The sequence below is a fragment of the Pseudomonas sp. Eqa60 genome, from assembly GCF_018326405.1.
GTDB lineage: Bacteria > Pseudomonadota > Gammaproteobacteria > Pseudomonadales > Pseudomonadaceae > Aquipseudomonas > Aquipseudomonas protegens.
Genome location: NZ_AP024342.1, coordinates 2,525,863 through 2,544,422, shown reverse-complemented (window position 1 = coordinate 2,544,422; position 18,560 = coordinate 2,525,863). Strand labels below are relative to the sequence as shown.

Annotated in this window: 18 protein-coding genes; 9 read left to right on the top strand and 9 right to left on the bottom strand. The window is 65.1% G+C overall.

Annotated elements, in window-relative coordinates:
* Positions 1–24 precede the first annotated feature (24 nt).
* From KI242_RS11625 to KI242_RS11610, 4 genes are all read left to right on the top strand, one after another.
* A complete protein-coding gene (locus tag KI242_RS11625; RefSeq protein WP_015634973.1) occupies positions 25–495 on the top strand; it encodes an arsenate reductase ArsC in 471 nt (156 codons plus the stop codon).
* A gap of 9 nt (positions 496–504) precedes the next feature.
* Positions 505–1,203: an arsenical resistance protein ArsH gene (arsH, locus tag KI242_RS11620; RefSeq protein ID WP_041117166.1), complete on the top strand. Its 699-nt coding sequence runs from the start codon at positions 505–507 to the stop codon at positions 1,201–1,203.
* Between the two features lie 142 nt (positions 1,204–1,345).
* Entirely contained in the window at positions 1,346–1,528 is a 183-nt protein-coding gene (locus KI242_RS11615; protein WP_077935001.1) for a type II toxin-antitoxin system HicA family toxin, read from the top strand.
* Positions 1,529–1,566: 38 nt separating this feature from the next.
* Positions 1,567–1,968 carry a type II toxin-antitoxin system HicB family antitoxin gene (locus KI242_RS11610; RefSeq protein ID WP_077933771.1) on the top strand — a complete coding sequence of 134 codons (402 nt, stop codon included), beginning with the start codon at positions 1,567–1,569 and terminating at the stop codon, positions 1,966–1,968.
* 162 nt (positions 1,969–2,130) lie between these two features.
* On the opposite strand, the gene KI242_RS11605 is transcribed toward KI242_RS11610, so the two are convergent.
* Complete coding sequence (locus tag KI242_RS11605) at positions 2,131–3,756, bottom strand: methyl-accepting chemotaxis protein (RefSeq protein ID WP_212806163.1); 1,626 nt, start codon at positions 3,754–3,756, stop codon at positions 2,131–2,133.
* 519 nt (positions 3,757–4,275) lie between these two features.
* On the opposite strand from KI242_RS11605, the gene KI242_RS11600 reads away from it, so the two are divergent.
* Complete coding sequence (locus KI242_RS11600; protein ID WP_015634967.1) at positions 4,276–4,632, top strand: DUF6572 domain-containing protein; 357 nt, start codon at positions 4,276–4,278, stop codon at positions 4,630–4,632.
* Between the two features lie 220 nt (positions 4,633–4,852).
* Here the strand turns inward: KI242_RS11600 and KI242_RS11595 are convergent, their stop codons facing one another.
* A complete protein-coding gene (locus tag KI242_RS11595; RefSeq protein ID WP_011060480.1) occupies positions 4,853–5,284 on the bottom strand; it encodes a hypothetical protein in 432 nt (143 codons plus the stop codon).
* 267 nt (positions 5,285–5,551) lie between these two features.
* On the opposite strand from KI242_RS11595, the gene KI242_RS11590 reads away from it, so the two are divergent.
* Positions 5,552–5,908 (top strand): DUF6572 domain-containing protein, encoded by a 357-nt coding sequence (locus KI242_RS11590; RefSeq protein WP_015634966.1) that lies wholly within the window; start codon positions 5,552–5,554, stop codon positions 5,906–5,908.
* Between the two features lie 214 nt (positions 5,909–6,122).
* On the opposite strand, the gene KI242_RS11585 is transcribed toward KI242_RS11590, so the two are convergent.
* A complete protein-coding gene (locus tag KI242_RS11585) occupies positions 6,123–7,007 on the bottom strand; it encodes a LysR family transcriptional regulator (RefSeq protein WP_011060477.1) in 885 nt (294 codons plus the stop codon).
* A gap of 116 nt (positions 7,008–7,123) precedes the next feature.
* Between KI242_RS11585 and KI242_RS11580 the strand changes: the two genes are divergently transcribed.
* Together KI242_RS11580 and KI242_RS11575 are read left to right on the top strand one after the other, a co-directional pair.
* On the top strand, positions 7,124–8,503 hold the full coding sequence (locus KI242_RS11580) for a M20 family metallopeptidase (protein WP_212806162.1): 1,380 nt from the start codon (positions 7,124–7,126) through the stop codon (positions 8,501–8,503).
* Positions 8,504–8,577: 74 nt separating this feature from the next.
* A complete protein-coding gene (locus tag KI242_RS11575; RefSeq protein ID WP_015634964.1) occupies positions 8,578–9,864 on the top strand; it encodes an MFS transporter in 1,287 nt (428 codons plus the stop codon).
* 224 nt (positions 9,865–10,088) lie between these two features.
* Here the strand turns inward: KI242_RS11575 and KI242_RS11570 are convergent, their stop codons facing one another.
* From KI242_RS11570 to KI242_RS11545, 6 genes are all read right to left on the bottom strand, one after another.
* On the bottom strand, positions 10,089–10,814 hold the full coding sequence (locus KI242_RS11570) for a hypothetical protein (protein ID WP_026020167.1): 726 nt from the start codon (positions 10,812–10,814) through the stop codon (positions 10,089–10,091).
* A 142-nt stretch (positions 10,815–10,956) separates the two neighbouring features.
* On the bottom strand, positions 10,957–12,030 hold the full coding sequence (locus tag KI242_RS11565; protein ID WP_228102375.1) for a 2,3-butanediol dehydrogenase: 1,074 nt from the start codon (positions 12,028–12,030) through the stop codon (positions 10,957–10,959).
* 88 nt (positions 12,031–12,118) lie between these two features.
* On the bottom strand, positions 12,119–13,231 hold the full coding sequence (locus KI242_RS11560) for an acetoin dehydrogenase dihydrolipoyllysine-residue acetyltransferase subunit (RefSeq protein ID WP_212806161.1): 1,113 nt from the start codon (positions 13,229–13,231) through the stop codon (positions 12,119–12,121).
* Positions 13,231–14,244: an alpha-ketoacid dehydrogenase subunit beta gene (locus KI242_RS11555; RefSeq protein ID WP_041117135.1), complete on the bottom strand. Its 1,014-nt coding sequence runs from the start codon at positions 14,242–14,244 to the stop codon at positions 13,231–13,233. Before KI242_RS11555 ends, KI242_RS11560 begins: the two co-directional genes overlap by 1 nt.
* A gap of 30 nt (positions 14,245–14,274) precedes the next feature.
* Positions 14,275–15,252, bottom strand: coding sequence for a thiamine pyrophosphate-dependent dehydrogenase E1 component subunit alpha (locus KI242_RS11550; protein ID WP_065363509.1), 978 nt, complete (start codon positions 15,250–15,252; stop codon positions 14,275–14,277).
* The gene (locus tag KI242_RS11545; RefSeq protein WP_212806160.1) at positions 15,230–16,330 is read right to left on the bottom strand and encodes an NAD(+)/NADH kinase; all 1,101 of its coding nucleotides are present in this window, start codon (positions 16,328–16,330) and stop codon (positions 15,230–15,232) included. Before KI242_RS11545 ends, KI242_RS11550 begins: the two co-directional genes overlap by 23 nt.
* A 355-nt stretch (positions 16,331–16,685) precedes the next feature.
* Between KI242_RS11545 and KI242_RS11540 the strand changes: the two genes are divergently transcribed.
* Positions 16,686–18,554, top strand: a complete 1,869-nt coding sequence (locus tag KI242_RS11540; RefSeq protein ID WP_212806159.1) for a sigma-54-dependent Fis family transcriptional regulator — start codon at positions 16,686–16,688, stop codon at positions 18,552–18,554.
* Positions 18,555–18,560 lie beyond the last annotated feature (6 nt).

The window sequence follows — 18,560 nt, the reverse complement described above, 5'->3', positions numbered from 1 at the left end:
CGCCCAAAGCGGCAGGAGCCCCCCATGCGAGTCCTGTTCATGTGCACGGCCAACAGTTGCCGCAGCATTCTTTGCGAAGCCCTGTTCAACCATCTGGCGCCCAAGGGGTTCGCGGCGCTCAGCGCCGGCAGCTTCCCCAAGGGCCAGGTGCTGCCCCGCAGCCTGTCGACCTTGCAGCAGGCCGGCATCGCCACCGACGGCCTGTACAGCAAGGGCAATGACGCCTTCGCCGACAACCCGCCGGATATCGTCATCACCGTCTGCGACAAGGCGGCCGGTGAAAGCTGCCCGGTGTATTTCGGCCCGGCGCTGAAGGCCCATTGGGGGCTGGCGGACCCGTCCGATGTGCGCGGTGAAGAGGCAGCGATCGACGCCGCGTTCCGCGCCACCCAGGCGCAGATCGAACAGCGCTGCGCAGCCTTCTTCGCACTGCCCTTCGACCACCTCAGCCGCGATCAGCTCAAGACCGAGCTTGATCGCATCGGCACGCTTTAAGGAGGCCCCATGTCCGAGCACCTGCCCAACCTGGATTTGCGCCTGTTCGATGGCGCGCCCACTTCGACGCCAGACGAGCACAAGCCGCGCATCCTGTTGCTCTACGGTTCCACCCGCGAACGCTCCTTCAGCCGGCTGCTGGTCGAAGAGGCCGCGCGCCTGCTGGAGCATTTCGGTGCCCAGACGCGGATCTTCAACCCCTCCGGCTTGCCCTTGCCCGACGATGCCCCGGCGGACCATCCCAAGGTCCAGGAACTGCGGGAGCTGGTGCTGTGGTCAGAAGGCCAGGTCTGGTGTTCGCCAGAACGCCACGGGGCGATGTCGGCGGTGTTCAAGGCGCAGATCGACTGGGTTCCGCTGGAGCTCGGCGCGGTGCGTCCGACCCAGGGCAAAACCCTGGCAGTGATGCAGGTCTGCGGCGGCTCCCAGTCGTTCAACGTGGTCAATCAGTTGCGCGTGCTCGGGCGCTGGATGCGCATGTTCACCATCCCCAACCAATCCTCGGTGCCCAAGGCCTACATGGAGTTCGACGACGCCGGGCGGATGAAGCCTTCGCCGTTCTACGACCGGGTGGTGGATGTGATGGAAGAGCTAGTGAAGTTCACCGTGCTGCTGCGCGACCGCCAGGCGTTTCTGGTGGACCGCTATTCCGAGCGCAAGGAAAGCGCCGAGCAACTGATGGCCCGGGTCAACCAGCGTTCAATCTGAAGGGGCGCAAAGACCCCTTGGCGGCCTGAAGGAGAAGCCTGCCTAGCAAAAGCAAGATACATAACTCCAGACACACAATTCAACCTGCGCTATCATGCGCCTGGAGTTATAAAGCACCTCTCACCCCGACCAGGAGATGGAGGTGCAAAGCAGACTGTTGATCAAGGAGCTTGAAGCCGCAGGCTGGGTGCTGGAGCGAGTCACCGGCAGCCATCATCTGTTCCAGCATCCCTACCGGCCCAACACCGTTCCCGTGCCGCATCCGAAGAAGGATCTGCCACGGGGAACGGTCCGGGCCATCAGGAAACTGGCCGGGCTGCTCTAGCGCCCATCACCCTTCGCATCTGTTTTGAGGAGATCCCCGTGCAATATCCCATCTGCATCGAGTGGGGCGACGAGCACACGGCCACCGGCATCCAGATTCCCGACATTCCCGGCGCGGTCACCGCCGGCGACACCTTCGAGGCCGCCTACAGCGCCGCCGTCGAGATTGCCCACCTCATGCTCGAAGAGCTGGCCCGCGCCGGGCAGGCCATTCCCCTGCCCTCTGCCACCCAAACGCACCGCGCCCATCCTGATTACCAGGGGATGGGCTGGGGCATGCTGGAGATCGACATCACGCCTTACCTGGGCAAGACCGAGAAGGTCAACGTGACCTTGCCGGGGTACGTGATTCAGCAGATCGACCGCTTTGTCCGAGCGCACAACATCAAGAGCCGGTCGTCCTTTCTGGCGGATGCGGCGCTGGAAAAGCTCGGGCGCTAAGCACAGATTCAAGAGCGCACAGCACGAACGCAGAACGCCGTCGGGTAGGAGCCGGCTTGCCGGCGAAGCGGCCGTTAAGTCATGCAGCGCCTGGGCCGGCGCCTTCGCTGGCAAGCTAGCTCCTACGGAGGAACCAGACCACCGTAGGGCAAAAAACCGCGCTCAAACCTTGAACCGCGCCACCAGCCGGTTCAACTCGATCGCCAGATTGGCCATCTCCCCGCAGGCGCTGGCCGTCTGGCTGGCCCCCGCCGAGCTCTGGATCGACAGCTCGCGAATGCTGGTCAGGTTCTGGTCCGCCTCGCGCGCCACCTGGGCCTGTTCTTCCGAGGCGGTGGCAATCAGCAGGTTGCGTTCGTTGATCTGGGTAATCGCCTGGGCGATCTGCTTGAGGGACAGGTCGGCGTTCTGCGCCACGGAGATCGAGCTGCTGGCCATCTCGGCGCTGACGTTCATGGCGCTCACCGCGTGGGTCGAGTCGGCCTGGATCGCGGTGATCATCTGTTCGATTTCCTGGGTCGACTGCTGGGTGCGGTGGGCCAGGGCCCGCACTTCATCGGCCACCACCGCAAAGCCGCGGCCCTGCTCGCCGGCCCGCGCCGCTTCGATGGCGGCGTTGAGGGCCAGCAGGTTGGTCTGTTCGGCAATGGCGCGAATCACTTCCACCACTTTGCTGATGTCCTGGGCGCGGCTGGACAGCGCCTTGACCTGCTCGCCAGTGGTGGCGACGTTGCCGGCCAGGCCTTCGATGGCCTTGAGGGTCTGGGCCACGTTCTCGATGCCGGAGCGGGTGAACTCCATGGACTCGCGGGACGACTGGGCGGCGGCTTCGGCGTTGCGGGCCACCTCGTCCACCGCGGCGCTCATTTCGGTCACCGCGGTGGCCGCCTGGCTGACTTCGTCGTTCTGGCGCACCAGCCCGCGGCTGGCGTCTTCGGTCACGGCGGTCATTTCTTCCGAGGCCGAGGCCAGTTGGGTGGAGGAATCGGCGATGTGAGCGATGGTTTCCCGCAGGTTGGTCTGCATCTGCGCCAGGGCGGCCAGCAGGCGGCCGGCTTCATCGCGGCCACTGACGCCGATCTCCCGGGACAGGTCGCTGCCGGCAATGCGTTCGGCCACGGCCAGGGCGTCGCTGATGGGCGCGGTGATGCTGCGGGTCAGCACCGCCGCCAACACCACGGTGAGCACCACCGTCACCCCCATCAACACCAGCACCAGCGTCAGGCCACTGCTGTAAACCGACTCGGCAGTGATCCCCGCCTGCCTGGCGCCCTCGTCGTTGAAGTCCGAGAGTTTGTCCATCTTCTCCTGCATGGCGTTGGTCATGGGGCTGATGCGGGTGTTGATCAGGGTGATGGCCGCGGCGTTGTCGCCACTGCGCAGCAGCGGCTCCAGCTCGTCCACCAGCTTGAAGTAGGCCTGCACATCGGTCGCTACAGCCTGGTACAGCTCACGCTCCGCCGGCCCGGTGATCAGGGGTTCGTACTGGTTGATGGTGTTCTGCAGGTTGGATCGATAACCGCTCAACGAGGCGATGCGGGTCTGGCGCTGCTGTTCGTCGGTGGTCACGGTGATGCGGATGCTTTCCAGACGCAGGCGCAAGACGCTGCTCTTCATCTTGCCGATCTCGCGGATGCTGGTCATCCAGTTGGTCTCGACATCCTGCTCCGCGTCTCGCAGCTTGCCCATTTGCAGCACGGCGACAATGCCCAGGGCGAACACCACCAGGACAATGAGCGAGAAAAAGGCGGCAGACCTTGGAGCAAGATTCATTGTCCTGACGTTCATTTTTTATCTCTCTAATAGAATGGTCGGTACTTCCCTGCTGTCATTCCACGCTATCGACTGAGTGTCAGAGAGCTGCAAACAAGCCGACGACTGGGTTAGCGGCCCACCCGGCACGGCAACGTCGATACTCACTCGGGTCAATCCAGGCCTGTCGGGATCGCAGGCCCCACTGGGTCCTCCTGCGCCCATGTCCCCCTTGGCGGGTGAGCATCAGTTAAGTCGAATAACGCGGCCCGCGCCGTCTCGATTTTTCTGGGCAATGGCACCTGGAGCCCGGCATCTATCCACGGGGGGCCTAACAAGCCATAGCAGATGATGGCGTTTTGTCACTACCGTCGATCAGGCCGCTATTGAAAAGAGCACGCCGCCGCTCGATCAGGTTGCGCCTGAACGGGGCAAGCCCCGGCAGCCCACCCTGGCCTCGCCCACGGGCCGGAACCGCGACCACCGATTGCCCACTGAAGAAACCCATCGCTACGGCCTATAATGCCGCCACCCCCACGTTCTGAAGGATCAGCAATGTCCATCACCAATCCAAAAGTCATCGATATCTGGGCCATCCCCAAATCCGCGCCCGACAGCCTGCTGTTGATCATGGTCGACCCCCTCGAATGGGGTGACGAAGCGGCACACAGCGAACACCTGCTCCTGCTGCAAGAGAAGATCAACACCTACATCACCTTCATCGAAAGTGAAGAGATCTACAGCGAAATTCCCGATGCCTGCGGCAAGCACCTGATTATCCGGGTACTGGGTTTGCACGAACTGCCCGAGCAAGTCGATTGGTTTTTCAAACGCATTACCGAGATCCTCCATGAACGGAGCATCGGCTTCGATTTCGAGCTGAAAGTGAACGAAGAGGCTCCCAGCCTGTAGCTCGCCCCCTGCGCGCTCGCCGATTGAGCCGCGCGCAGGAACACCTTGTGCAGGCAGGATCAGCGCCCGATCAAGCGCAATGAAATCCACATGCGGCTCATGGAAAACGCGTCGAGCACCCCGCCAGCGTGACGGTGGGAGCCAGCAAAACGCATGGGGTCTTGCCTGTCGTCAGGCTGCCGGCCAGGGCACCGAGAGCGAGCCGGGCGCGAATGAACTTCTATTTGAACTCGAAATACTCTCTCATCATTTCAATTGGCTTCATCGGTTCCACTTTCAAGAAACCCAACACCTCAAGAAACCACGAGAGGTTATCTCCCAACACGGAAATATCGTCCTCATCATTCGACAGCAGACAAATGGCCAGTCGTGCCTTCAATACCTCCCGATCCTTGAACCCTCGTATTGCCCCTTGCTCATCGATTTTTGCCCACCAGAGTGCAGCCTGCGCCTTGCAGCGTTCAGCAGGAATTTCCCCGGCAACATAGGCTTTCGCCAGGCGCAGAGGATCCTGCTCGCAGTCGGAGAACTGGATATCCAGTTCCTCCAGAACCCTGATCAGGAATCCGAGCTGGTGTTTGAGCGCAGCAGAGCTTTGAGTGGCCCGAACAATGGAGCCGATATTGAATTTCTTGAAGTCATCCGGATTCATGCAGCAACCTTGAAACTGAGTAAAGGATCACGACGATGGGGGCCCGATCATCATCGGGAACGCGCACATCCTATGGCCAAATATCCATTACGCAACGGTTGTTGGAAAATCGCCGGGGCGGTTCTCGCCATCAGGGCCCGGCCCGGTCACTAGAACAGTTCCTGCATCGTGCGCTGCATGCCCATCCATGCCGCACGCGCAACAGCACCGCCACTAACCCCGGGGCACGTAATACAATCCCCACCCCCGCCGCCTGAAGGATCAGCCATGTCCGTCACCAATCCCAAAGTCATCGATTTCTGGGGGATCTCCAAGGAGGCTCCCAACGACCTGCTACTGGTGATGACCGACCACCTCGAATGGGGCGACAAAGCGGAACAAGGCGAGCACTTGCTCGTGCTGCAAGAGAAAATCAACAGCTACATCGCCTTCATCGAAAGTGGCGAGATCTACACCGAGATCCCCGGCGCCTATGGCAAGTACCCGATCATCCGGGTCATAGGCTTGTATGAATTGCCCGCGCAGGCCGAGTACTTCATGGCCCGGGTCACCGAAACCCTGAATGACGTGGGCATTGGCTTTGAGTTCGAGCTCAGGGCCGACGAGAGGATTCGCAACATGTAGCCGGGCCGGGCACGGCGCTGCCTCAGGCAGGCTTGATCACAGCCCGGTTGAGGGCAATCACATCCACATGCTGCTGGTGCGAGAAGTGCTCGATCACGTCTTGCAGGTGCACATGCTCCAGGCCATTGGCCGCCATGTCAGCTGAAGCGTTGATCAGGAACTCACCCAGTGCCCTGAGTGTGTCCGGCTCGGCGAGAACGGTCAGCAGCCTCCCTCAGCCCTCTTTCTGCAACCGCGCAATCAAGGTGTCGATAAAGAACGCCAGGCTTTCTGGCAATACCCGCTTGGGCATGGTCAGCACCTGAATGTCCCGATCGCCCAAGCGCGGGTTGGACAGGGGCACCGATACCAGCCCATCCATCCCCTGCCCTTCGCCGCTGATGGCGCTGGCAAAGGCCACCGTGTCGGACTGGCGCACAAACTCATGCAGGGCCCCGGAGAAGTTGCAGGTCATCACCTGATCGAAGCTCAGGCCGTCCATCTGGCACACCAGGTCCAGCAATTGCCGCTGTGTGGTGCCCTTGGGCGTCAAGGCCACGGGAAACGCCTGCACCTGCTCCAGTGACAGCACCCCGGCGCTGGCCAGCGGATGCCCGGCGCGCATCAGGGCGCGAATCGGCGAGCGGATCGAGTAGCACACGTTGACCCCCTCCACCGGCTCGGTGCTGAAGGTCAGCCCCACGTCCGCCTCGCCCCGGCGAATGCGCTGCACGCACTCGTGGGGCGAGATCACGTCCAGGCGGTACTCGGCTCCGGGCCGCAGGCGGTAATGCTCCAGCAGCACCCGGGGCAGGAAATACCGCGACAGGCCCTCGGTGGATACCAGGCGGATCACCTTGGCCCCCGGGTAACCCTCGCCCCGCAGTTCGGCGAGGATGTTCTCCTGTTCCAGCCAGGTGCGCCGGGCGTGTTCGGCCAGGGCTTCGCCAGCGGCGGTGAGTTGCATGCCCCGCGGGCGCCGCTCGAACAGCGCCACGCCAACGCTCTCTTCCAGTAGGGCGATCTGCCGGCTCACCGCGCTGGGGGCGATGTGCAAACGCTCCCCCGCCGCGGCCAGGGAGCCCGCATCGATCACCGCCAGAAAATACCGATAGTCCATCTGCATCCCCTTGCCAGGCATCCAATTTTTAGAATCATTCCTTCAAAAAACAGCAATATACAGATGCCTTTGCCAACTCCACCATGGGCCCGTTCCCTTGCCCGACCGGAGTTGCAATGACCAAGCAAGCTGCCCTCGCCGGCGTTCGCCAGTACCTGGACGACGGCCATTTTGAACAGGACCTGCGACGCCGGGTGGCGTTTCGCAGTGACAGCCAGGACCCGGCCCATGCCGATGAACTGCCGCGCTACCTGCTGGAGGAAATCCAGCCGCTGCTGCAGCGCCTGGGCTTCGACTGCCACATGCTGGCCAACCCCGAGGCCGGTGGGCCGTTCCTGATTGCAACGCGCCTGGAAGACCCAGCCCTGCACACAGTGCTCAGCTACGGCCACGGCGACGTGGTGCCGGGTTACGCCGAACAGTGGCGCACGGGCCTGAATCCCTGGCAGCTGACCCTGGAGGGCGAACGCTGGTACGGCCGTGGCACCGCCGACAACAAGGGCCAGCACAGCATCAACCTGACCGCCCTGGAGCAAGTGCTCAAGGCCCGCGACGGGCGCCTGGGCTTCAACCTCAAGCTGCTGTTCGAGATGGGCGAGGAAGCCGGTTCCCCGGGGTTGCGCCAGCTGTGCCAGGAGCAGCGAGAGTTGCTGCGGGCCGATGTGTTTATCGCCTCGGACGGCCCACGGCTGAATCAGGCCCGGCCGACGCTGTTCCTTGGCTCCCGCGGTTCAGCGCAGTTCCGCCTAGAGGTCAACACCCGGGACAAGGGCCTGCACTCGGGCAACTGGGGCGGGGTGATGAGCAACCCCGGCGTGGTACTGGCCAACGCCCTGGCCAGCCTGGTGGACCAGAACGGCCGCATCCGCTGCCGCGAACTGCTGCCGGCGAACATTCCCGACAACGTGCGCGCCGCCATCGCCGACCTGGAGATTGACCGCGACTCCCTGGGCCGCCCGCTGGACGAACACTGGGGCGAACCGGGGCTGACCCTGGGCGAGCGCCTGTTTGCCTGGAACACCCTGGAAATCCTCGCTTTCAGCACCGGCAATCCGCAAAAGCCGGTGAACGCGATTCCGCCCCGGGCCGTGGCCTTCTGCCAATTGCGCTTTGTCCTCGGCACGCCCTGGCAGCAGCTGGAAAGCCTGCTGCGGGCGCACCTGGACCGCGAAGGTTTCAGCCAGGTGGAGATCGTCATGGAGCGCTGCTCCCCGGCCACCCGCCTGGACCCGGACCACCCCTGGGTCAGGTTCGCCAAGACCTCGATTGCAGGTAGCAGTGCGCAGCGCCTGGCGCTGTTGCCGAACCTGGCGGGCACCCTGCCCAACGACATCTTCGCCGAAGTGCTAGGGCTGCCGACCCTGTGGATTCCCCACTCCTACCCCGGCTGCTCGCAGCACGCCCCGGACGAACACCTGCTGCTGCCGGTGATTCGTGAAGGCCTGGAGATCATGACGGCCCTGTTCTGGGACCTGGGGGACCTGCCCCGGACCTGAGGCATCGCTTACCCGGCCCGGCCCTGGCCGGGCACCTGTCGCTCAAAATCCAACAATAAGCAGGAGCGTCCTGTATGACAGCGTTAGCCACCACCTCGACCGCGACCCGGGTCGAACCCAAGGCCCTGTGGAAACCCATAGGCGCCGCCCTGATCGGCAACACCCTGGAGTGGTTCGACCTGTCGATCTACGCCTACTTCGCCCTGACCATCAGCCAGGTGTTCTTTCCCACCGCGGACCCGACCTTCTCCCTGCTGCTGGCCTTCGCCACCTTCGGCATCTCGTTCCTGATCCGCCCCCTGGGCGCGGCGGTACTGGGCTCCTACGCCGACCGCAAGGGCCGCAAGAAGGCCCTGACCCTGTCGATCCTGATCATGCTGACGGGCACCCTGCTGATCGCCATCATGCCCAGCTACGCCACCCTGGGCCTCGCCGCGCCGATCGGCATCCTCCTGGCCCGGCTGCTGCAAGGCTTCTCTGCCGGTGGCGAGTTCGGCACCTCGACCGCCTTCATGCTGGAACACGCGCCGCCGCGCACCCGGCACTTTGTCGCCAGCCTGCAATTCGCCAGCCAGGGCTTTGGCGTGGTCATCGCCTCGACCTTCGGCTACTTCCTGACCAAGCACCTCGATGCCCAGCAAATGCTCGACTGGGGCTGGCGCGTGCCGTTCTTCTTCGGCCTGCTGCTGGGCCCGGTGGGCCTGTACATCCGCCGTACGGTGGACGAGTCGCCGGACTTCAAGGCCAGCGAACCGGGGGAACGCCCTTTGCGCGAAGTGCTGGTGACCCAGAAGACCCTGCTGCTGATCGCCATGGGCACCCTGGTGGTGTCGACCGCCTCGAACTACATGATCCAGTACATGCCGTCCTACGCCGCCACCAGCCTGAACATCGCCCAGTCCTCGGGCTTTTTGGCGACCCTTACCGGCGGCCTGATCCTGACCATCATCACGCCCATCGTCGGCTACCTGTCCGGCCATATCGGTCGCCTGAAAATCATGCTGGCAGCGGCGGTGGTCTATGCCGTGGCGATCCTGCCGGCGTTCTTCTGGCTCAACAGCCGCCCCAGCGCCAGCTCCCTGCTGCTGGTGGTAGCACTGATGGCCCTGATCAAGGCGGTGTACTTCGCCCCGCTGCCGTCGCTGATGGCGGACATCTTCCCGGTGCGCACCCGGGTCACCGGCATGTCCCTGAGCTACAACCTGGGGGTCACGATCTTCGGCGGTTTTGCACCGGTGATCGCTACCGGATTAATTGCCCTGACCGGCTCACAGCTGGCACCGAGTTTCTACCTGATGCTGGCGGCAGCGTTGAGCGTCGTAGCCCTGTTGATGGCGCGCAAGAAACTCGGCATGACCTGAAATGCGACCGTTTTTTGCGCGGGGCAAAAGCGCCGCGTAGGGGCCGGCTTGCCGGCGAAGAGGCCCGCGAGACATGCAGCGCCTGGACGGACGCCTTCGCTGGCAAGCCAGCTCCTACAGCAGGCAGATAGTCCGTGCCGTTCCCCGTAGGAGCCGGCTTGCCGGCGAAGAGGCCCGCGAGACATGTAGCGCCTGGACGGGCGCCTTCGCTGGCAAGCCAGCTCCTACTGCACCGGCAAGAAATTCATCAGCAGCAGGCTCTGCGCGTAATTGAACCCCACCCGCCGGTAGCGCTCATCGAGAATCTGCGTGAGCAAATCCAGGCGCGCGACGATCTTGCCGAACTCCACGGCAAAACTCAGGTTGCTGCCCTCCTCGGAAATCTCGTTGGAGAACAGCAACAGCACCCCATTGGCATCCTGGCGCTGGCTCAGCAGCCAGGTGGCCTTCTCGATATTGCGCGCGGCGTTGCTGATGAACTGCGGGTCGATGGTATCGGTCATGTAGAACTCGGTGCGCCCGCCATGGGCGGTCACCAGCATGCTGCCAATGGCATAGATGAAGGCCCCCACCCGATCGCCCTGGAACTCAGGGCTCAGGGAATAGCTCAGGGCCGCCAGGTCGCGACGATCCCCCAGGGCCGGTAGCGGCTGGCGCTTTTCGATGGCATTGCGGATCTCGCGCTGGGCCGTGGTGCCATCGGGGAACCCCGACTTGCGCCACTGGCTGGGGTTGCGCAGGTAGAGCTTGCCCATCAGCAGGTACAGGCTCTGCAGGTTGTCGCGCATGCCGATGGTGGCCATGCGATCGACGCTGGTCTGGAAGAATTCGTCAGGCTTGCCTTCACGAAACTGTTTGGCAAAATCGCGCCCTTGCTGTTGGGTACAGGCCGTGGCGCCAAGCATCAGCAGCGCCACCAGGAACAGGCGCTGAAAGCGGGTTTGCATCATGCAAGAAGAGGGAGCGTAGGCCATCGGCACCGGGTCGAAATTCACGGGCTGCGGCGGGGATCGGCGCGGCCAGGCCTGGTGATAGAACGCAAAACTGTAAAAAAGTGCGATGGCCGCGGCCGGCCATCGCCAAATCGCTCGTTTACGAGCGTCGCAACTGACCGGGGGACACGATGATCTTGACGTTGTGCTCCTTGTTGTTGACCAGTTCCTCGAAGCCCTGGCCGACAATCTCTTCCAGCTGGATGCGCCCGGTCACCAGGGGCGAAATATCCAGCCGGCCATCGGCGATAAAGGCGATCACATCGGCGAACTCACCGTTGTAGGCCAGGGCCCCCAGCACCGTTTTCTCGGTGGCCACCAGCTCGAAGAAGTTGAACTCGCTGGGCTCTTCGAATATTCCCACCATCACGCACTTGCCGGCCTTGCGGATCAGGTCGATGGCCAGCTTGGCGGTGTGCTTGTTGCCTATGCACTCAAAGCTGACATCGGCCCCCAGCCCGCCGGTCAGGCGCTTGACCTCGGCCAGGGCGTCGCACTCCTTGGGGTCGAGCACGTGGGTCGCGCCCACCTCCAGGGCCTTGGCCTTGCGCGCGCCGGACATTTCCAGGGCGATCACCTGGGCCGCGCCGGCGGCCTTGGCGCACATGATGGTGCACAGGCCGATGGTGCCGGCGCCGACCACCACCACGTTCTGCCCCAACAAACTGCCGGCTTTTTTCACCGCGTGCATGCCCACCGCCAGCGGCTCGATCAGCGCTCCGGCCTCGGCGGGAAAGTTGGCCGGCAAGGCGTACAGCAGGTTGGCCGGCACGTTGACCAATTCGGCGAAGGCGCCGTTGTTCATCAGCCCGGTAAAGGCCAGGTTTTCGCAGATGTTGTACAGGCCGTGGGTGCAGTAGTAGCAGGTGCCGCAGTGCTGGCAGGCGTCGGCGGCCACCGGCTGGCCAACGCTGAAACCCTGGACCCCTTCGCCCAGGGCGACGATTTCGCCGCAGAACTCGTGGCCGAGGATGCACTGGCCCTTGATCCCGGTCAGCGGGTGCGGTGCGTCCACCGGAATGAACACCGGCCCGGCCACGTATTCGTGCAGGTCGGAGCCGCAGATGCCGCACCAATCGACGCGGATCTGCACCCAGCCGGCAGGCGGCGCGTCGGGCAGCGGTACGTCTTCGACGCGGATATCGTGGCGGCCGTGCCAGACCGCGGCACGCATGCTGGGAACAGGCTTGAGGGAAACACTCATCTTGGCTTCTCCTTATTCTTGTAGAGCTGCGACGGCCCCCTGGCCGCCGCAGAACACCTCAGTACTGCTGGATAAAGTCGAGGATCAGGCGGTTGACCTGCTCCGCCGCTTCCATCTGCAGCATGTGCCCCTGCCCCGGCAGCACCTCGATCTGCGCCTTGAGATCGGCGCTGTGGCTCACCGGAATGATCCGGTCGTCGCTGCCCCAGATCACCAGCACCGGCTGCGGGCCGTCCTGCACCACCGGGCGCAGGTCGGCCTGCTGGCGGCCGTCGGCAAACAGCTTGCCGGCCAATTGCCCGAGGGCCGCTTGCACCCCTTCCAGGCGCTTGTACTTGAGCATGTCGTCGAGCATCTGCCGATTCACCAGCTCGGCGTTGGAGAACAGCTGCACCAGCTGCGGCTTGAGGGCGTTGCGGTTGCTGGCCTCGACAAAACCTTGCAGGTAGTCGCCGTTGATTTCGCGGCCCAGCCCGGCGCTGCCGACCAGGGTCAGGGAACGCACGCGGTCCGGCGCCAGCCGCGCGGTGTTGAGGGACACCGCGCCGCCCATGGAGTGGCCCACCAGATGGGCCACGGGAATCTCCAGGTGATCCAGCAGCGCCAGCAGCACCAGGCTCAACTCGTCCAGGTCGCCCCGTTGCAGGGCCTTGGCCGACTCACCATGGCCCGGCAGGTCGAGGGCGATCACCCGGCGCCCGGCGGCCAGGGCTTCGTGGTTGAACAGCCAGTTGTTGAGGTCGCCGCCAAAGCCGTGCACCAGCAGCAGCGGCGTACCGCCTTCACCGCGCTCGAAATAGCGGATCAGGCGGCCGCCCAGTTCGACCTTCTGCGGGGCCGGGCCGCTGTCTTCATCGGCGCTGTCGCCGGGCACGAAGCTGGCCTGGAACTGCTCGATCACCGCGTCGATCTCGGCGTCACTGGCCTCGCCTTCGACCACGATGCCCAGCAGCGCGCCCACCGCCAGGGTCTCGTCCTGGCGGGCGATCTGCCGACGCAGGATGCCGGAGAACGGCGCCTCGACGCTGCTGGAGATCTTGTCGGTCTCCACGTCCAGCACTTCATCGCCCTTGCTGATGCTCTGGCCTTCTTCCTTGAGCCAGGCATCGACCCGGCCCTCGGTCATCGACAGGCCCCACTTGGGCATGGTCAGGGTATGGATCTGGCTCATCAGCGGCTCCACTCGATCACAGTGAGCACGGCTTTTTCGATCTTCGCCGCGTCGGGGATGTACAGGTCTTCCAGGGCGTCGGAGAACGGCACTGGGGTGTGGGGCGCGGTGACCATTTCAATCGGCGCCTTGAGGGAGGCGAAGGCTTTCTGCGCCACCAGGGCCGAGATGTCGGTGGCCATGGAGCAGCGTGGGTTGGCTTCGTCGATCACCACCAGGCGCCCGGTCTTCTCCACGCTTTCGAGGATGCTGTCTTCATCCAGCGGGCTGGTGGTGCGCAGGTCGATCACCTCGCAGTCGATGCCGCGCCCGGCCAAGCTGCGGGCCGCGTCCAGGGCGGTATTCACCGTGCGCCCGTAGGACACCAGGGTCACGTCCTTGCCGTCGCGCAGGAAGTTGGCCTCGCCGAAGGGAATCGCATAGGACTCTTCCGGCACTTCGCCCTGCAGGCTGTAGAGCATTTTGTGCTCGCAGAAGATCACCGGGTCATTGTCGCGGATCGCCTGGATCAGCAGGCCCTTGGCGTCGTAGGGCGACGAGGGGCAGACCACTTTCAGCCCGGGGATGTGGGTCCACAGCGAGGTCAGCATCTGCGAGTGCTGGGCCGCAGCGCGCAGCCCGGCGCCGACCATGGTGCGGATCACCAGCGGGGTCTGGGCCTTGCCGCCGAACATGTAGCGAAACTTCGCCGCCTGATTGAGGATCTGGTCCAGGCAGCAGCCGGCGAAGTCGACGAACATCAGCTCGCACACCGGGCGCACGCCACGGGTGGCGGCGCCGACTGCGGCGCCGACGTAGCCGATCTCCGACAGCGGGGTGTCCAGCACCCGCCCGGGGAATTGATGGTAGAGGCCCTTGGTCACCCCGAGCACGCCGCCCCAGGCGTCGTTGTCGCCGGGGGCGCCGGCGCCGCCCGCCACGTCTTCACCCATGATGAACACGCTGGGGTCGCGCCGCATTTCCTGGGCCAGGGCTTCGTTGATGGCCTGCTGGTAACTGATTTTTCTCGCCATGATGGTGGTCTCTTGTTGTTCTGTGGGGCGTTATGGATAAGCGACGTAGACGTCGCTGAGCAGGTCGGCGGGGCTCGGTTTGGGGTCGGACTTGGCCTTGCGCACCGCGTCTTCGATCAGCGCTTCCACGTCGGCATCGATCTGGTCCAGCTGGCTGGCCTGCACCAGGCCCGAACGGGTGGTGCGCTCGCGGAACTGCATCAGGCAGTCGTTGTGCTCGCGGTAATGCTTGACCTCATCCGGCGCGCGGTAGGTCTGGGCGTCGCCCTCGAAGTGGCCGTAGTAGCGGGTCAGTTTGACCTCGATCAGCGACGGCCCCTCCCCGGCCCGGGCCCGCTCCACGGCGGCGCCGGCAGCTTCGTGCACGGCGAAGAAATCAAAGCCGTCCACCGTCACCCCGGGCATGCCGAAGCCGGCGGCGCGGTCGGCGATGTGGTCGCAGGCCACCGACCAGTTGGAGGCCGTGGCCTCGGCGTAGCCGTTGTTCTCGGCGATGAACAGGCACGGCAGGTTCCACACCGAGGCCATGTTCATGGCCTCGAACACCGCGCCTTCGTTGGAGCCGCCGTCGCCGAAGAACACCACCGACACGCCGTCGGTGCCTTGCAGCCGGGCGGCCAGGGCCGCGCCCACCACCAGCGGCGCCCCGGCGCCGACGATGCCGTTGGCGCCGAGCATGCCCTTCTCGAAATCGGCGATGTGCATGGAGCCGCCCTTGCCCTGGCAGACCCCGGTCTTCTTGCCGTAGATCTCCGCCATCATCCCGAAGACGTCCACGCCCTTGGCGATGCAATGGCCGTGGCCCCGGTGGTTGGAGGCGATGCAGTCATCGTCCCGCAGGTGGGCCATGACCCCGGCGGCCGAGGCTTCCTCACCGGCATAGAGGTGGACAAAACCGGGGATCTCGCCGGTGGCGAATTCCACGTGCAGGCGTTCTTCGAATGCGCGGATGGTGCGCATCACCCGGTAGGCGTGGAGCAACTGATCAGTGGTCAGGGGTGTCGACATTTTTATTCTCCAGGGTGTCTTCGGACTGAAGGTTCACGGGGTGTTGCCGGTGATGGCGGTCGATGGCCAGCAGGCGCTGGCGCGCCGCGTGTTCCAGGACCGCGTTGACGTCGATGCTCAGCGGGCCGCCGGCATCCAGGGTGACCGTGGGCCGGTCGTGGGGGTTGAATTCGATCTCGCGCTCGCCGTCCAGGGCCAGGGTGCCGGCGCTCAGGCACAGGGCTTGGGGCACATCGGCTGGCAGGTAACCGGCCTCCAGCACCCCGCAGCCCTGCAGCAGGCCGGGAGCCAGGGGCACCAGCAGCGCCTCGGGGGATTGCGGGTCCAGGCGCATCCAGGCGCCGTGGGGTTCCTGGCGAGTCACCGGCAGCCACAGCCCGCAGAGCGCGGAAATGCCGATGGACTGCGGTTCGGCGAAGGTCACGAAGACCTCGGCCAGATCACTGGCGCGGCTGATGGCCCGGGCGCCGACAAAGGCCAGGGGCGACACCGCCACATCCACCAGGGCCACTTCGCACAGGCCCCGGGACGGTTCGCGCACCAGCAGGCGCTTGTTGCGCCGCAGGGCGATCTCGGCGGGCACCCGGCCGCTGGCGTAGAGCCCGCCGGCCAGCCCGGCGCTGGTGGCTTCGCGCAGCTCCGGAAAGGCGTTGTTGGTGCCGGTGGACAGGGTCAGCAGCGGAATGTCGCCGACCTCGGCGGCCACCGCCTTGTGGGTGCCGTCGCCACCGAGCACGGCGATCAGCGACACCTCGCGCTCGGCCATCCAGCGCGCCGCCCGGCGGGTGTCTTCGACGCTCTGGCGCAGGGTCAGGTCGAGGAATTCCAGGGCCGGCCAGTGCTGCTCCCGGGCCTGGCGGCTGCGGCTGCTCTTGTGCACCGCGGCGGCGATGCCGGTCATGTCGGTGGGCATCAGCACCTGCTCGATGCCGGTGGCGCCGAAGGCCGCCAGCAGGCGCTGGATCACCGAGACCTTGTCGGTACTGGAGAACAGGCCGGCGTTGGCGGTGAGGCGGCGCACATCACGGCCCGAAGCCGGGTTGGCGATGATGCCGACGGTGAGGGGGCGGCGGCTCATGGGCTCACCGCGGGCGGAGCACAGGCAGGAGAAAACATCGGGCACCTCGTTCTTATTCTTCGATGGGCCAGTCGGCGCGAGTTGCCGAGAACTGGTTGCCAAGAGCCAGAGCAAGGCCGGTGCCAGTTATGGAAAAACCGCTGCAAAGGCCCGTGGCAGAGCGGCTGTTGCACTCGCCTGCAGGTGTCGGGAAGCCCAGCGCCTGAGACGTTGCATGTCAGGCTGCACGGGGCCTTGGCGAGACCCTGAGACGTTGCGTCTCAGCGCCCCCACGGCGCCGCCCGGTGCTTGTCGGGAGCCGCGGATCGGCGCTTAATGCGCCCACAACGATAAGAAGCTGCAACCGGAGGCCTTCATGCTTTCCGCACATTCAAAAGCCCATGTGGACTGCGTCAGCCGGGTCCTGAAAAACGCCGATCACCTGCCCCAGGCGCCGGTGCCGAGCCTGATCCTCGATTCCTGGCGCCGCTCCATGGAGCAGCACCAACTGGACCCCGGCTCGCTGCAGGGGCCGCGCATTCTGTCCGAAAACGTGCTCAAGGAATGCCGCGAGCGTTCCGAGCTGTTCCTGCGCATCGCCAGCGAAGAAGTGGCCCGCCTGCATGGCCGGGTGCGCGACGCCGACTACTGCGTGCTGCTCACCGACGCCCAGGGCCAGACCATCGACTACCGGGTGGAGTCCACCCTGCGCAACGACTGCCGCAAGGCCGGGCTGTACCTGGGCACCTGCTGGTCGGAGGGTGAAGAAGGCACCTGCGGCGTGGCGGCGGTGCTTACCGCGCGCGCGCCGATCACCGTGCACAAGCGCGACCACTTTCGCGCCGCGTTCATCGGCCTGACCTGTTCCGCCGCCCCGGTGTTCGACCCCCAGGGCGAGTTGCTGGGGGTGCTGGACGTGTCGGCGGTGCGCTCCCCGGATGACCGCCGTTCCCAGCACCTGATCCGGCAGATGGTGGTGCAGAGCGCGCGGGAGATCGAACAGGCGTTCTTCATGAACAGCGCCCAGGGCTACTGGGTGCTGCGGGCCCATGCCAGCCCGGGCTATGTCGACAGCCAGCCGGATTACCTGCTGGCCTGGGACGACGACGGTTGCCTGCGGGCCCTGAACCCGGCGGCGCGCCATTACCTGCTGCGCCGCTATGGCCGCTTGCCGCAGCACATCGCCCAGGTGTTCGACCCGCAGCTGTTGCAGCGCGCCCGCGACGAAGCCCTGTGCCCCCTTTCCGATAACCTCCACGGCCGCCTGCAAGCGCCAAGGCGCCCGGCACAGCGCCCGCGCCTGAGCCTGGCCGGCGAACAGCTGGACCCGCGGGTGGAACAGAGCCTGCGCCTGGCGGTGCGGGTCAAGGACCGCCACCTGCCGGTGCTGATCCAGGGCGAGACCGGCTCCGGCAAGGAAGTCTTCGCCCGCCAGCTGCACCAGGCCAGCCAGCGTCGGGACCGGCCCTTTGTCGCGGTGAACTGCGCGGCGATTCCCGAGAACCTGATCGAAAGCGAACTGTTCGGCTACGTTGCCGGGGCCTTTACCGGCGCTTCGAACAAGGGCATGCAGGGCCTGCTGCAACAGGCCGATGGCGGCACCCTGTTCCTCGATGAGATCGGCGACATGCCCCTGGCCTTGCAGACCCGCCTGCTGCGGGTGCTGGCCGAGGGTGAAGTGGCGCCGCTGGGGGCCGCGCAGCGCAAGGCGGTGGATATCCAGGTGATCTGCGCTACCCACCGCGATCTGGAAGCGCTGGTGGCCGAGGGCAGCTTTCGCGAGGACCTGTATTTCCGCCTGGGGGGCGCGCGTTTTCAGTTGCCACCGCTGCGCGAGCGCAGCGACCGGCTGGCGCTGATCACCCGGATTGTCGAAGAGGAATCCAAGCGCTGCGGTGCGCCGGTGCAACTGGGCAATGCGGCGCTGGAATGCCTGCTGGGCTACCGCTGGCCGGGCAACGTGCGGCAATTGCGCCATGTGCTGCGCTATGCCTGCGCGGTGTGCGAAGGGCCGCTGATCCAACTGCATGACTTGCCCGAACAACTGCGCGGCGCCGAGGCCGAAGGCGCCCTGCCCGCCCTGGAAACCGCCACCAGCCCCGAGCGCCAGGCCCTGCTGGACGCCCTGGTGCGCCACCGCTGGAAACCCGTGGCGGCAGCCAAGGCCCTGGGCATTTCCCGCGCCACCCTGTACCGCCGCGTGCAGCAGCACGGCATCCAGATGCCCGGCCGCAGCCCGGCCTAATCCACA

Coding starts and splice junctions, on each gene's coding strand:
- arsH (WP_041117166.1), top strand. CDS start 505: ATGTCCGAGCACCTGCCCAACCTGGATTTGCGCCTGTTCGATGGCGCG.
- KI242_RS11595 (WP_011060480.1), bottom strand. CDS start 5,284: ATGAATCCGGATGACTTCAAGAAATTCAATATCGGCTCCATTGTTCGG.
- KI242_RS11575 (WP_015634964.1), top strand. CDS start 8,578: ATGACAGCGTTAGCCACCACCTCGACCGCGACCCGGGTCGAACCCAAG.
- KI242_RS11600 (WP_015634967.1), top strand. CDS start 4,276: ATGTCCATCACCAATCCAAAAGTCATCGATATCTGGGCCATCCCCAAA.
- KI242_RS11580 (WP_212806162.1), top strand. CDS start 7,124: ATGACCAAGCAAGCTGCCCTCGCCGGCGTTCGCCAGTACCTGGACGAC.
- KI242_RS11560 (WP_212806161.1), bottom strand. CDS start 13,231: ATGAGCCAGATCCATACCCTGACCATGCCCAAGTGGGGCCTGTCGATG.
- KI242_RS11625 (WP_015634973.1), top strand. CDS start 25: ATGCGAGTCCTGTTCATGTGCACGGCCAACAGTTGCCGCAGCATTCTT.
- KI242_RS11590 (WP_015634966.1), top strand. CDS start 5,552: ATGTCCGTCACCAATCCCAAAGTCATCGATTTCTGGGGGATCTCCAAG.
- KI242_RS11545 (WP_212806160.1), bottom strand. CDS start 16,330: ATGAGCCGCCGCCCCCTCACCGTCGGCATCATCGCCAACCCGGCTTCG.
- KI242_RS11605 (WP_212806163.1), bottom strand. CDS start 3,756: ATGAACGTCAGGACAATGAATCTTGCTCCAAGGTCTGCCGCCTTTTTC.
- KI242_RS11565 (WP_228102375.1), bottom strand. CDS start 12,030: ATGCGTGCCGCGGTCTGGCACGGCCGCCACGATATCCGCGTCGAAGAC.
- KI242_RS11585 (WP_011060477.1), bottom strand. CDS start 7,007: ATGGACTATCGGTATTTTCTGGCGGTGATCGATGCGGGCTCCCTGGCC.
- KI242_RS11570 (WP_026020167.1), bottom strand. CDS start 10,814: ATGATGCAAACCCGCTTTCAGCGCCTGTTCCTGGTGGCGCTGCTGATG.
- KI242_RS11540 (WP_212806159.1), top strand. CDS start 16,686: ATGCTTTCCGCACATTCAAAAGCCCATGTGGACTGCGTCAGCCGGGTC.
- KI242_RS11550 (WP_065363509.1), bottom strand. CDS start 15,252: ATGTCGACACCCCTGACCACTGATCAGTTGCTCCACGCCTACCGGGTG.
- KI242_RS11555 (WP_041117135.1), bottom strand. CDS start 14,244: ATGGCGAGAAAAATCAGTTACCAGCAGGCCATCAACGAAGCCCTGGCC.